This window comes from Hymenobacter negativus (genome assembly GCF_017571495.1).
GTDB classification, from domain to species: domain Bacteria; phylum Bacteroidota; class Bacteroidia; order Cytophagales; family Hymenobacteraceae; genus Hymenobacter; species Hymenobacter negativus.
Map to the genome: position 1 here is coordinate 526,118 of NZ_JAGETZ010000002.1, position 12,699 is coordinate 538,816.

General features: G+C 58.2%; 11 protein-coding genes. 5 read left to right on the forward strand and 6 right to left on the reverse strand.

The annotated features are described in order from the left end of the window. Positions 1–113: 113 nt before the first annotated feature. The 4 genes from J4E00_RS06405 to J4E00_RS06420 form a co-directional block, all read right to left on the reverse strand. Positions 114–479: a hypothetical protein gene (locus J4E00_RS06405; RefSeq protein WP_208174286.1), complete on the reverse strand. Its 366-nt coding sequence runs from the start codon at positions 477–479 to the stop codon at positions 114–116. A gap of 27 nt (positions 480–506) precedes the next feature. Next, complete coding sequence (locus J4E00_RS06410) at positions 507–1,139, reverse strand: hypothetical protein (RefSeq protein WP_208174287.1); 633 nt, start codon at positions 1,137–1,139, stop codon at positions 507–509. Between the two features lie 103 nt (positions 1,140–1,242). Further along, positions 1,243–2,109 (reverse strand): carboxylating nicotinate-nucleotide diphosphorylase, encoded by an 867-nt coding sequence (gene nadC, locus J4E00_RS06415; protein ID WP_208174288.1) that lies wholly within the window; start codon positions 2,107–2,109, stop codon positions 1,243–1,245. Between the two features lie 97 nt (positions 2,110–2,206). After that, the gene (locus J4E00_RS06420) at positions 2,207–2,551 is read right to left on the reverse strand and encodes a DUF4783 domain-containing protein (protein ID WP_208174289.1); all 345 of its coding nucleotides are present in this window, start codon (positions 2,549–2,551) and stop codon (positions 2,207–2,209) included. Between the two features lie 228 nt (positions 2,552–2,779). On the opposite strand from J4E00_RS06420, the gene gpmI reads away from it, so the two are divergent. Further along, positions 2,780–4,324, forward strand: coding sequence for a 2,3-bisphosphoglycerate-independent phosphoglycerate mutase (gene gpmI / locus J4E00_RS06425; protein ID WP_208174290.1), 1,545 nt, complete (start codon positions 2,780–2,782; stop codon positions 4,322–4,324). Beyond that, positions 4,305–4,889: a hypothetical protein gene (locus J4E00_RS06430; protein WP_208174291.1), complete on the forward strand. Its 585-nt coding sequence runs from the start codon at positions 4,305–4,307 to the stop codon at positions 4,887–4,889. Before gpmI ends, J4E00_RS06430 begins: the two co-directional genes overlap by 20 nt. A gap of 11 nt (positions 4,890–4,900) precedes the next feature. Here the strand turns inward: J4E00_RS06430 and J4E00_RS06435 are convergent, their stop codons facing one another. Further along, the gene (locus tag J4E00_RS06435) at positions 4,901–6,436 is read right to left on the reverse strand and encodes a hypothetical protein (protein ID WP_208174292.1); all 1,536 of its coding nucleotides are present in this window, start codon (positions 6,434–6,436) and stop codon (positions 4,901–4,903) included. A gap of 237 nt (positions 6,437–6,673) precedes the next feature. Beyond that, complete coding sequence (prfA, locus tag J4E00_RS06440; RefSeq protein WP_208174293.1) at positions 6,674–7,747, reverse strand: peptide chain release factor 1; 1,074 nt, start codon at positions 7,745–7,747, stop codon at positions 6,674–6,676. 114 nt (positions 7,748–7,861) lie between these two features. Here prfA and thrA point away from each other — a divergent pair, with 114 nt between their 5' ends. From thrA to thrC, 3 genes are all read left to right on the forward strand, one after another. Further along, positions 7,862–10,306 carry a bifunctional aspartate kinase/homoserine dehydrogenase I gene (gene thrA, locus J4E00_RS06445; RefSeq protein WP_208174294.1) on the forward strand — a complete coding sequence of 815 codons (2,445 nt, stop codon included), beginning with the start codon at positions 7,862–7,864 and terminating at the stop codon, positions 10,304–10,306. 80 nt (positions 10,307–10,386) lie between these two features. Then, positions 10,387–11,319 (forward strand): homoserine kinase, encoded by a 933-nt coding sequence (locus J4E00_RS06450; RefSeq protein WP_208174295.1) that lies wholly within the window; start codon positions 10,387–10,389, stop codon positions 11,317–11,319. 55 nt (positions 11,320–11,374) lie between these two features. Beyond that, a complete protein-coding gene (gene thrC, locus J4E00_RS06455) occupies positions 11,375–12,673 on the forward strand; it encodes a threonine synthase (RefSeq protein ID WP_208174296.1) in 1,299 nt (432 codons plus the stop codon). Positions 12,674–12,699 lie beyond the last annotated feature (26 nt).

Consider the following 12,699-nt stretch of genomic DNA (forward strand, 5'->3'; position numbering starts at 1 on the left):
TTTGTCGGTTTTAAAGAAAGCTTCGCCAATAGACGCAAAGCGGCAGCTTTGCTACCACCAGCTGGTGGGCAAAGCTGCCACTCACACATGAGTCCGTACTGAAAAAATGCGGCTTAGCGCTGGATTTCGTGGCCGTTAGCAGCCGTGTCGGCTTGGCTCGATTTGCCCTCGTCGTTCATTTTTCCACGCTGGCGCATGCCCGCTTCGGCATTGGCCGACATGGCTGATTCCGGGGTGATTTTTTTGGTGCCTTCCGTGGTTACACCCTCTTTGGCTGCCACCATGAGAGGCGAGTGCACGTTCTCGATAGAGCCATTGGGTATCGAGCGGTCAAAGTTCTCTGTATCACGCGTGCCGGGTGCCACAACGTCATCCGATACCTTTTCTTCAGGGCGCCAGTCGGAAGGCTCGCTGCTGCAGGAAGTCAGGGCCAAAGTAGCGGCCGAAAAAGCCAGCAACAGGGTGGAAGTCAATTTCATCAAAGTACAGTTAGCAGGTTGTTGAATTTATACGGTGGCGGCTGGGGCATCGGCCGGCAGCAGGTTTTTGCGACGAAGCATGGAGTCGAACAGCTTCACGTCGTTAGGCGAGTTGAAGATGCGCAGGGGCAAATGTAAAAACACCGGCACGTCAAACGTACGTGCCAGCCACAGGCGCCAAGCGGCCATACCTGCCGGCGGGGTGCCCGATTTGAGGTAAAGCGTGTAGGCTTCGGCATCGCGGCGCGCCCGGTCAATCAAGTCCCAGGTCAGCTGCATGGCCTTGCCTTCTTTCTCTGGGCCTACGCGCAGCAGAATTTGCTTGTTGTCCATTTCAAACGCCATGCGCTCAAATAGCGGCTTGCTTTGCTCCAGCTGGGTCACGCCCGTCACCTGTGCCGACCGAAACAGCACGAACAGAATGGTAAGCACCACGGCCAGCACTATCCACCACCAGGAGTGCACGAAAATGGCCGGCAGCAGTCCCAGCGCAAATGGGATGAGGGCATACACCCAATCTTTTTTCCAGACCTCACCCATCACCATGCGGGTGTAGGCGTCGGTGGTAAGCTGCGTCTTTTTGGTACGAATGGCCAGCGACGGAGCCTGCTGGGCCTGGCGGAAGCCGCCACCTCCGCCACGTTGGTTGGGTTGGTTCATCTTATAATGGTTAATGATTAATAGTCAAGGATTAATAATTGCTTCACGATAAAAGAGACTATTTACCTGAATCAATGATTAATCACCAACTATTAGTCATTGATTAATATGCTTTCAGGCTTAAGTCGAGGCTTTTGACGGAATGGGTAAGGGCCCCAACGGAAATGTAGTCGACGCCGGTGCGCCCTATTTCGGCAATGGTCTGCTCGGTGATGCCACCGCTGGCTTCGGTGGGGTAGCGGCCAGCTACCAAGTCCACCGCCTCGCGGAGTTGCTCGGGGTTCATGTTGTCGAGCATGATGCGAGTGATGCCACCGGCATCCAGTGCCTGCTGCACCTCGTCGAGTGAGCGGGTTTCGATTTCGATGGGCAGCTGCCGACCGGTTTTTTCCAAGTAGGCGTGCGTGGCCGCAATAGCTGCGCCAATGCTGCCAGCGTAGTCGACGTGGTTATCCTTCAGAATAATCATATCGAATAGCCCGTAGCGGTGATTTACGCCGCCGCCGATGAGCACCGCCCACTTCTCACAGATGCGGAAATTGGGCGTAGTCTTCCGGGTGTCGAGCAGCTTGGCTTTCGTACCTGCTAGCAAGTTGGCAAGGTGGGCCGTGTAGGTAGCAATGCCGCTCATGCGCTGCATGCAGTTGAGCACCAGCCGTTCGCCGGTCAGAATACTGCGGGCTGGACCTTCTACGGTAAAGGCAATGTCGCCGTGTTTTACCCGGTCGCCATCGGCTAGCTGGGGAGTGAGTACCAGCGACGGGTCCACTTCCTGAAAAATGAGCGGAGCCAAGGCCATGCCAGCCAGAATGCCTTCACCTTTCACCAATAAGTGGGCGCGGTTGTGGGCATCGGCCGGAATAGCGGCCAGGGCCGAATGGTCGCCGTCGCCCACATCCTCGGCCAAAGCCGTGCGGATAAAAGTGGTCAGGGCTTCGGGCGTGAGATAAGAAGGGAGGAGAGTTTGCACACCGCAAAGGTACGGTCCTTGTAGCGGCTGAAAAAGCGCAGCGCTTTTGTTGCTGAACACCCACAAAAAAGCCCCGACCTGTGGGGCGGGGCTTGCTTTATTCTTTGGTAAGCTCCAGGGTATCTAGTAGCGGAGCACCGCGCGTAGGCTTTAGCTTCACAAACACGCGGTAGCTGCCGCTGCGCCCCGTGTAGCGGCCAATGGCGTACTGAATGCCTTCGCCACTCTGGCCCTGGTGAATGAACTCGAACGAGCTGGGTGGGTTTTTGGCGAAGAAATCTTTCATCACCAACTCGGCCTGAGTCGAGTTATAGTTCTGCTTATCGCCTTCGAAACCAATTTCAACAGTAGGAGCAAAGTATTGCGACAGCTCACGGGAGGAGCCATTTCGGAGCGCGGAGCGCACGGCCCCCATGATATCAGATTGGGCGTGTGCTGCCACAGACCCAAGCAAGAACATCCATCCTAAGAATAATGTCCTAAATAAATAGCGTTTCATTATAAGAGTAATAAATGCGTCATACGCAATTGGTTCAAGCGAAAATGATGCCAGTAAGTAAACGAGGCTTCGGAAAGCCCTGCAAAATTACTGAAAATTGACACAATTGAAGGGGAGAGGCGAAGGTAGAAAATTTCAACCAGAGGCGCGGGGCTGCCGTATCTTTGCCCCATGAGTAAGCAGGTTTTATTGGTAATTCTGGACGGCTGGGGCATTGCCCCAAACACATCGGTTTCGGCAGTAGACGCGGCTAATACGCCGTTTTATCATGAGCTGTTGCAGCGGTTTCCGCACAGCACGCTCCAGGCGTCGGGCGAGGCCGTGGGCCTGCCCGAAGGCCAGATGGGCAATTCCGAAGTAGGCCACATGAATATTGGGGCCGGCCGCGTGGTCGACCAAGAACTGGTGCGCATCGGTAAGTCTATTCGGGAGCGCAAGCTGGGCCAGATGCCCGCTATTGTGAAAGCGTTTGAGTACGCCGTGGCTAATGATAAGCCGCTGCACCTTATTGGCTTGTTGAGTGATGGGGGAGTGCATTCGCACATCGACCATGTGAAGGCCCTTTGCACCATTGCCCATGAGGCGGGTGTGCGGCGCGTGTTTGTGCACGCCTTCACCGATGGCCGCGACACCGACCCCAAGAGTGGTGTGCGCTACATCAACGACCTAGAGCAACACAACGAGCGTAACGGCGCTAAAATCGCCTCTGTGGTGGGCCGCTATTACGCTATGGACCGCGACCGCCGCTGGGAGCGGGTGAAAATTGCCTACGACCTGCTGGTACACGGCATTGGCACACCTTCGCAAAATCTGATTCAGAGTGTACAGGAGCAATACAAGGAGGGTGTAACGGACGAATTCCTGAAACCCATCGTGAAAACCGGTCCTGATGGCCAGCCGCTGGCTACCATTCAGGAGGGTGATGTGGTGCTGTGCTTCAACTTCCGCACCGACCGGGGCCGCGAAATCACCGAAGTGCTGACGCAGCAGGACATGCACGCTTTCCAGATGCAGCGCCTGAACCTGCACTACCTCACCCTCACTAACTACGACGAAACATTTGTGGGCGTGACGCCCGTTTTTGAGAAGGACAACCTTAACAACACCTTGGGCGAAGTGCTGGCAGCGCACGGTAAAACCCAGATTCGCATTGCCGAAACCGAGAAGTATCCGCACGTTACGTTCTTCTTCTCGGGCGGCCGTGAAAATGAGTTTGTGGGCGAAAAGCGCATCCTGCGGGCTTCACCCAAAGTAGCGACGTATGACCTGCAGCCCGAAATGAGCGCCGCCGAGCTGCGCGATGCCCTGATACCGGAGCTACAAGCCAAGTCGGCCGATTTTGTCGTGCTGAACTTTGCCAACCCCGATATGGTGGGCCATACCGGTGTGTTTGAAGCCGTAATAAAAGCAGTGGAAACCACCGATGCCTGTGCCCGTGCTGTGGTAGAAGCTGCCCTCGCAGCTGGCTACGCCAGCATCATCATTGCCGACCACGGCAACGCTGAATTCATGCGCAACGCCGATGGCTCGCCCAACACCGCACACACGACTAATCTGGTTCCCTTCATTCTGGCCGACAACGACTATGTGGGTACCCTGGCCGCCGGTAAGCTGGGCGACTTGGCCCCCACCATTCTCGACCTGATGGGCATCACTCCACCAGTGGAAATGACAGGCCAGAGTTTGTTGCAGCGCAATGGCGTGTCGAATGCGTAAGGGCGGCGCCGCGCTGCTGGCCGGCGCGTTGGCGCTGGCTGGCTGCGGCGATGCGGGCCCGGCAGCACCGGCCGCCCGGCGGCCGCTGTATTTTGATGTGAAAGGCTTGCTGACGAAGCAGGTAGAATTGCTGGAGCAGCGCCATGCCGCCGTAACCAAGCGCGTAAGCTTGCGCGGTAACGCGACAGAAATAGTGCGCGTGCCAACGGTGAAATGGGCTGACGAGCTCCAGATTTTTTTCCAAGCCGATATCAACAAAGCAGCTTTGCGTGGCGCGTATGCAGTCGATTCGCTGGCATTGCCCGGCGGACTGTTGCGCCGCACTTATACGCGGCTACCCGGCCAGCCCAATGCGCCGGTATCTCGTCTCACGGTGGTGCAACAAGGTGCATTGCCGCAGGAAATTGCCGCTACCATTATTCAGAACAACCCACTGTTTTCGGCCCAAAAGCAACTGCGCGTTCAGTTGCAAAATGGCCAGCTACGCAGCTATGAAGTGACCGGTACGCAGAAACTTATTCTGTTCGACTCGTTGCGCTACGCGGCGGCTGGACAGGTAGAGTAAGCTGTGATTACCTAACGGAACTCGTAAGCGCCGATGGTAGGCTTGCTTAGGTCTCGTGGTAGGTTCAGCAGGTCGCGGCTTGGCGGGGTGGGAGAAGGAAGGACACCGTCGTAAGGGCGAACGGGGGTAACTGCAGGCGAAGTGGCCTGGAAACGGTAGTCGGCGTTGCCACCCGAAAACGTGGTGCGGACAAACAGCGGGTCGGGCACGTTGACCAAGTTCTTGAGCGCTGGGGCAGCCAAGCCGGGCTTGCCAGCGGCATCGGTGATGGCCATGTATTCCTTAGTACGCAACAGGGAGTTGCGCACAATGGGAGTAGGGAAGCTGGCACTGCCGTTGTTCTGGAAAAATAGCTCGTCTTCGTACGAACCCCAGACCACGGAATTGCGAATGCTAACGCTCGTGGGCAGTTTAACGGTGGGCTTGGTGTCGTCGGTATTGGTGAAGGTCAGCGACGAATTTTCGCGCTGGAAAGACGGTGTATAGTTGGCAATGGTGCAAAAATTGAGGCTGTATACCCCGCCCAGGCCAATCATAGCGTACTCGCCGCAGTTGGTGAAAAGGCAGTTGGTCGCCGTCACGTCGCCGGAATAGCTGATGACGCCACCGCCGGTGCTGGCATTGGCATTGGAGAACGAAACCTGAGAGCCGGAAATATTCTTAATAACCGTGTTTTCCAGGCTCAGCGTTGGGTGAGGCCGGTCCTCATCCGGATTATACAGGAAGGCCCCGAAGGTCGAATTCTTGATTTCGGCGTAGCGAATGCTGTTGTTGCGGCTCGTACTGGTGAAGATGATGCCGCCCCACTGGCCGGGCACATCGTTATAGAACGACTCCAGCCGGTCGCCCTGAAAGCGCACAATGTTGCGGTTGTTGGCCTTAACAGTGTCGATATTGGTAGTGCCGGGCTGATAATCGGTGGGTGAATTCACGATGAGTGTGCCCATCACAATAATGGCCGACCCGGCATGCGAATACACTTTAGTGCCCGGCATGATGCGCAACATGCAGCCAGAGTCAATCTGCACCGAATTGAAAATGACATGGGGCTTGTCATTGCGCCACACCGAGTTGCAGGGCAGAATCTGACCATTATGGAAATACGCATTCTGCCCATAAGCCACCAGCTTCACGTCCTGGTCGTTGCCATTGGTGAGGAAATGCACTTCGTCTGTCACCAAGAAAGGCTTGGCAGCCGTACCATTGTCACCGAGCGTGGCGCGCACCAATACCAGCAAACTGTCGTTACCCCGAATAGTGACGCCGGTTATCGCCGGGCCAGCATCTCCATTAATAATGAGGGCGTAAGTATTGCCCGAGACTCCCCGCAGGCTCACATCCGTTTTCACCGCACCACTGTTGCGGTTGTATACCCAAAAGCGCTTCGTTACCGTTTTGATAGTAGTGAATACTGTATCAAATACCACGGAGTCGGTCGCAAATTCCAAGCGGCCAGTGGTCTGCATCATGTCCTCTTTCGGCTCGCAGCCGGGTAAGAAAGTGAGCAGGCAGCTCAGCAGGATGAATAGTGGGAAGAGGTGGCGCATAGCGGGGCGTCAGGCGGTCAAACTCCCCGATTTACCAAGGAGGAATGCCGACGCAAAGCGCCGGCTTGGTGGTTGTAGGCGTTAAACGACGGGCGGAGTAAATCAGTATGGCGAAAAGAGAAACGAGGCTGTTCGGGGCTCGTTCAACGATTCCCTGCGGTACCGTCACCCTTATTTTTGCTTCGCAAAAACTCCCCTCCTTTGTAAGGAGGGGAGTGGGTCGTTCATGCAAGAAGCTTACTTCGTGACGCCTTCCTGCAGGCGTTCGGCGCTTTCGGCGATGCGGAGTTGCTCTACGAAGTCGTCCACATTGCCTTCCATTACGCTAGCTAGGTTATACACTGTGTAGCCGATGCGGTGGTCGGTGACGCGGCCTTGGGGGTAGTTGTAGGTGCGAATTTTATCGGAACGGTCGCCGCCGCCAATCATGTTTTTACGCACCAGACCGTCGGCTTCGTTCTTCTTGGCCAGCTCCATGTCGTACACGCGGGAGCGGAGCACGGCCAAGGCTTTGTCGAAGTTTTTGAGCTGCGATTTCTGGTCCTGGCACTGGGCCACGAGGCCGGTGGGCAAGTGAGTGAGGCGCACGGCCGAGTAGGTGGTGTTTACCGACTGGCCGCCGGGGCCGCTGGAGCAGAAATAATCTTTGCGGATGTCACCCATATTCAGCTCCACATCGAATTCTTCCACTTCGGGAATTACCACGATGGAGGCCACGCTGGTGTGAATGCGGCCCTGGGTTTCGGTGGCCGGCACGCGCTGCACGCGGTGCACGCCGCTTTCAAACTTGAGCTTGCCGTACACGTCCTCGCCGCGCACGGCCACGATGATTTCCTTGTATCCGCCGGCGGTGCCTTCCATGGCATCCATGAGCTCCATTTTCCAGCCCTGCTTTTCGGCGAAGCGCATGTACATGCGCTGCAGGTCGCCGGCGAAAATGGCAGCTTCGTCGCCGCCCGCACCGGCCCGAATTTCCATGATGACGTCTTTCGAGTCATTCGGGTCCTTGGGCAGCAGCAGGTCTTTGATGACTTCTTCGAGGCGCTCCTTCTCGGGCATCAGCTCGTCGAGCTCGGCTTTGGCCATCTCGCGGAAATCCTGGTCTTTCTCCGTCGCGATGACTTCGCGAGCGTTTTCGATGTTGCTGAGCACGCCCTGGTAGTTGCGGTATTCTGCCACAATCTTGCCCAGCTCCTTGTATTCTTTATTTAGTGCCTTATAGCGCTTTAAGTCCGACATCACGTCGGGCTGCATCAGCTCCTCGTTTACGTTCTCGTAACGTTGGTTGATGGCTTCTAATTTATCAAGCATCGGTGTTCGGGAATTAGTCAGTAGTTTGCAAAGATACTGAATCTAAACACCGCTATGTAGGCGAGGCGTTCATTCAGGAATCATAACCCAACAGCCACCCGGTGGCCTGAGTTTATGCAAGTGTTGAAATTCGGAGGCACATCGGTGGCCTCGGCCGAGAATATTCGGAAATCCATTGCCATCGCGGCCAAAGCGGCGGCGCAAAGTCCTGTGGTAATGGTGGTATCGGCCTTGGGCGGAACTACCGACGTTTTGATTGGTGCAGGCCGCGCCGCCGCTGCCACCGACGCGGGCTACTGCGACGTCCTCGCCCAACTGCACGAGCGCCACCGCGCCGCCACCCAGGAGCTGCTGGCCGGGGCCGCCCAACACGAAAAGCTGGCGGCCATTACGGCGCAGTTTGGCGAAATTCAGATGTTATGTGACGGCATTTTTGCCCTTGGTGAACTCTCCAACCGCACCCTTGACAAGCTGATGAGCTACGGCGAGCTGCTGTCGTCGCGCCTTATTGCCGCCGCTGCGAAGGCCCAGGGCCTGCCCGCTGGCTGGGCCGATGCCCGGCAGCTCATTCGCACCAATTCCCGCTTCGGCTCGGCTGAGGTAGACATGGCCGTGACCACCCGGCAGGTGGCCGATATGAAGGACAGCAGCCCGGCGCACATCTGGGTGGTGCCGGGCTTTATCGGGGCCGATGCTCATGGCACGACTACCACACTGGGCCGCGGCGGCTCCGACTACACGGCGGCCCTGCTGGCTGCTGCGCTAGATGCCGAGGTGCTAGAAATCTGGACGGATGTGAGTGGCATGATGACTGCCGACCCGCGCCTCGTGCGCAGCGCCCGCCCCATTGCGCGCATCAGCTATCAGGAAGCTATGGAGCTGTCGCATTTCGGCGCAAAGGTGCTCTATCCGCCTACTATTCAGCCGGTGATGCAGCGCGGAATTCCATTGTGGATTAAAAATACCTTCGCGCCCGACGACTACGGCACACTGGTGGAAGTAGAGCCGCCGCGCACGCCCGCCGTGGTGCAGGGCATTTCCAGCATCGGCAACCTCACACTGCTGAACCTGGAAGGCAGCGGCATGATAGGCATTCCCGGCTTCTCGAAGCGGCTGTTTGAGGCGCTGGCCCGGGAGCGCATCAACGTGATTCTTATCACGCAAAGCTCCTCGGAGCATTCCATCTGTGTGGGGGTGAACGCGCAGGATGCCGCGCCCGCTCAGGTAGCCGTGGATGAGGAGTTTGCCACAGAAATTGCCGCTGGTCGCATCGAGCCGCTACGGCCTGAGAAGGAACTCGCCATTGTGGCGCTGGTGGGCGAGAACATGAAGGACCACCCCGGCATTAGCGGCAAACTGTTTGGCGCGCTGGGCCAGAACGGGGTGAATATCCGGGCCATTGCGCAGGGTGCTTCGGAGAAGAATATTTCGACCGTAATCCGGGCCGCCGATGTGCGCAAAGCCATCAACGTGCTGCACGAAGCTTTCTTCGAGGCCACCAAGAAGCAGGTGAACCTGTTCATTCTGGGACCAGGCAACGTGGGCAGCAAGCTGCTCGAACAGCTGGCGCGGCAGCAGTCTCACTTGCTGGAAAAACTCGGCTTGCAGGTGCGCGTGGTGGCCATTGCCAACAGCCGCCATTGCCTGGTGGATGAAAGCGGCCTCGACCTGACGGCCTGGCCCGAAGAGCTAGCCCAGGCCCCGGCGCAGACGTTGGAGGAATTTACCCAACTCATTATCAGCCGCAACCTGCGCAACTCCATCTTCGTGGACGTGACGGCCAACCCGGCCGCCGCCGGTATCTACGCCAATCTGCTGGAGAAAAGCGTGGCCATTGTGGCTTGCAATAAGGTGGCCGCGTCGTCGGACTACGCACACTACGCCCAGCTCAAAAGCCTGGCGAAGGAATTTAACGCCAGCTACTTATTCGAAACCAACGTGGGGGCGGCCCTGCCCGTCATCGGCACGCTCAACGACCTCACGCGTAGCGGCGACGTGGTGCGGCGCATGGAGGCCGTGCTCTCCGGCACGCTGAATTTCGTGTTCAACAACTACGACGGCCACCGACCCTTTGCCGAAGTAGTGCGCCAGGCCCAGGCCGAAGGCTACACCGAGCCGGACCCGCGTCTCGACCTGAACGGCTCGGATGTGGCCCGCAAAATCCTCATCCTGGCCCGCGAAGCCGGCCAAGTAATGGAGATGAGCGACATTGAAATTGAAACATTCCTGCCGCCTGCCTGCCTGGAAGGCGATGTGGAAGCTTTCTACACTCAGATGGCCGCCCACGAAGCGCATTTTAAGGCGCTTTATGACGCCGCTACGGCAGCCGGCAAGCGTTTGAAATTCGTGGCCCGCTACGCTGATGGCCGCGCCGCCGTGGGACTTCAGCAAGTGGCGTCTGGGCATGACCTCTACGACCTGCGTGGCAAGGACAACGTGGTGCTCTTCTACACCGACCGCTATGTGGACCAGCCGCTGGTAGTGAAGGGGGCTGGAGCCGGCGCGGAGGTCACGGCTTCTGGGGTGTTTGCGGATATTATTCGCGCCGCCAGGTTGTAACGCGGACTTTTCGTCCGCGAGTGCGCCACTATCAAAGTTTACCAAACGTTCTGACTCGCGGATTAAAGACCCGCGCTGCTATGCCCAATTCTGTTCTCGTTCACTCGCCCGCCACACTTTCCAATCTGGGCTGCGGCTTCGATGTATTCGGCCTTGCCCTGACTGCGCCCTACGACACCGTGCGCCTCACGCGCAGCAGCACGCCCGGCATCCGCATCCAGCACCTCGACCCCTATAACCTGCCCACCGACCCGCAGCAGAACGTGGCCGGCGTGGCCCTGCTGGCTCTGCTGAAAGAGGTGCCGGAAGCCATTGGCTTTGATGTGGAAATCACCAAAGGCATTATGCCCGGCAGCGGGGTAGGCAGCAGCGCCGCTAGCGCTGCCGGGGCTGTGGTGGCCGCCAACGCCTTGTTGGGCAGCCGCTTCAATAAAATGCAGTTGGTAGATTTTGCAATGGAAGGGGAGGCCGTGGCTTCCGGTGCTCGCCACGCCGATAACATTGCGCCGGCCATCTTCGGCGGCTTCACGGTGGTGCGGGCGTTGCAACCAACCATTGACATTATTGCCCTGCCGGCTCCGGAACTGTGGGTGGCCGTGGTGCATCCGCAGATTGAGGTAAAAACCAGCGACTCGCGCAAAGTGCTGCCGGCTACTGTGCCGCTAGGATTGGCTGTGCGGCAGTGGGCCAACGTGGCTGGGCTGGTTTCGGGCTTTCTCACGGCGGATTATGAGCTAATTGGCCGCTCGCTCGACGACTACATTGTGGAGCCCGCGCGGCTGCCGCTCATTCCCGGCCTGGCCGAGGCACGGGTGCGAGCCCTGGCGGTGGGGGCTATCGGGGGCGGTATTTCTGGCTCCGGGCCTTCCATTTTTATGCTGAACAATACCGAGGAAACGGCGCAGGCTGTGGGTGCGGCAATGGGCAGCGTGTTTTCTGAACTGGGAATTGAGTTCAATGTGTACGTTGGACCGGTCGGGACGCAGGGGGCGTATGTAGTATCTGAAGAATAGATAAAATCAGCTGTGCTCCGGCTGAAAGCTGACCTAGGATTAGCAACCAAGCAAAATGAAATACTACAGCCTCCGTCACCAGTCGCCGCTGGTTGATTTCCGTCAGGCGACCATCACCGGACAAGCACCGGACGGTGGCCTTTACTTTCCCGAAGCCATTCCGAAATTTCTGCCGGGCTTCCGGCGCGAGTTACGCGGCCTGAGCAAAGCCATTGTGGCGTTCAATGTGATGCGGCCTTACGTGGGTACCACTATTGAAGAAGCGGATTTGCTGCGCATTTGTGCCGAGGCGGTGGATTTTGAGTTTCCGTTGGTGTCGGTGGAAACGGGCGTATCTTCTTTGGAATTGTTTCATGGGCCCACGCTGGCCTTTAAGGACGTGGGGGCCCGGTTTATGAGCCGTTGCCTGGGTTACTTCGCGCAACGCGGCGACACACCGCCCGTGACGGTGCTGGTGGCTACGTCCGGCGATACCGGCGGAGCAGTGGCCAGCGGCTTCCTGGGTGTGCCGGGCGTGGAGGTGGTCATTCTCTACCCGGCCGGGAAGGTAAGCCCCGTGCAGGAACAGCAGCTCACCACGCTAGGCCAGAACATCACGGCGCTGGAAGTGAGCGGCACCTTCGACGACTGCCAGGCGCTGGTGAAACAGGCTTTTCTGGACGAGGAACTGGCGCAACAGCGTTTCCTGACTTCGGCCAATTCCATCAACGTGGCGCGGTGGCTGCCACAGCAGCTGTACTACTGCTTCGCCATGCAGCAGTGGCCGGAAGAGGCCGCGCCGCCGGTGGTTTCGGTGCCGAGCGGCAACTTTGGAAACATCTGCGCCGGGCTGCTGGCGCGGACATCGGGGCTGCCGCTGGGGCACTTCATCGCGGCCTGCAATGCCAATGAGCCAGTGCCGGCTTACCTGCGCACGGGCACGTTCACGCCCCGGGCTGCCATCCCCACGTTTTCCAACGCCATGGATGTGGGCAACCCCAGCAACTTCGTTCGCATTCTGGAATTGTTCGACAACGACCTGGCCAAGATGCGCGCCGCCCTCAGTGCCGACACCGTGAGCGACGCCGATACCGTGGCTGCCATCCGGCAGGTATGGGAGCAGGACGGCTACCTCCTCGACCCGCACGGCGCGGTGGCTTACACGGCACTGCGTCGCTACCAAGCCCAGCACCCCGAGATGGCCGGAATGATTCTGGCCACGGCCCACCCCGTGAAATTCCCCGGCGTGGTGGAGCCCATCCTGGGCCGGGCCATCGAACTGCCGGCGGTGGTGCAGGCGCTGCAAGGACGTGCCAAAAGAACTGTGCCCATGTCAGTTGATTACGAGGCATTGCGTGCATTTTTGTGGCGCTAAGCCGGAGTGAATTTACTGTATATTTT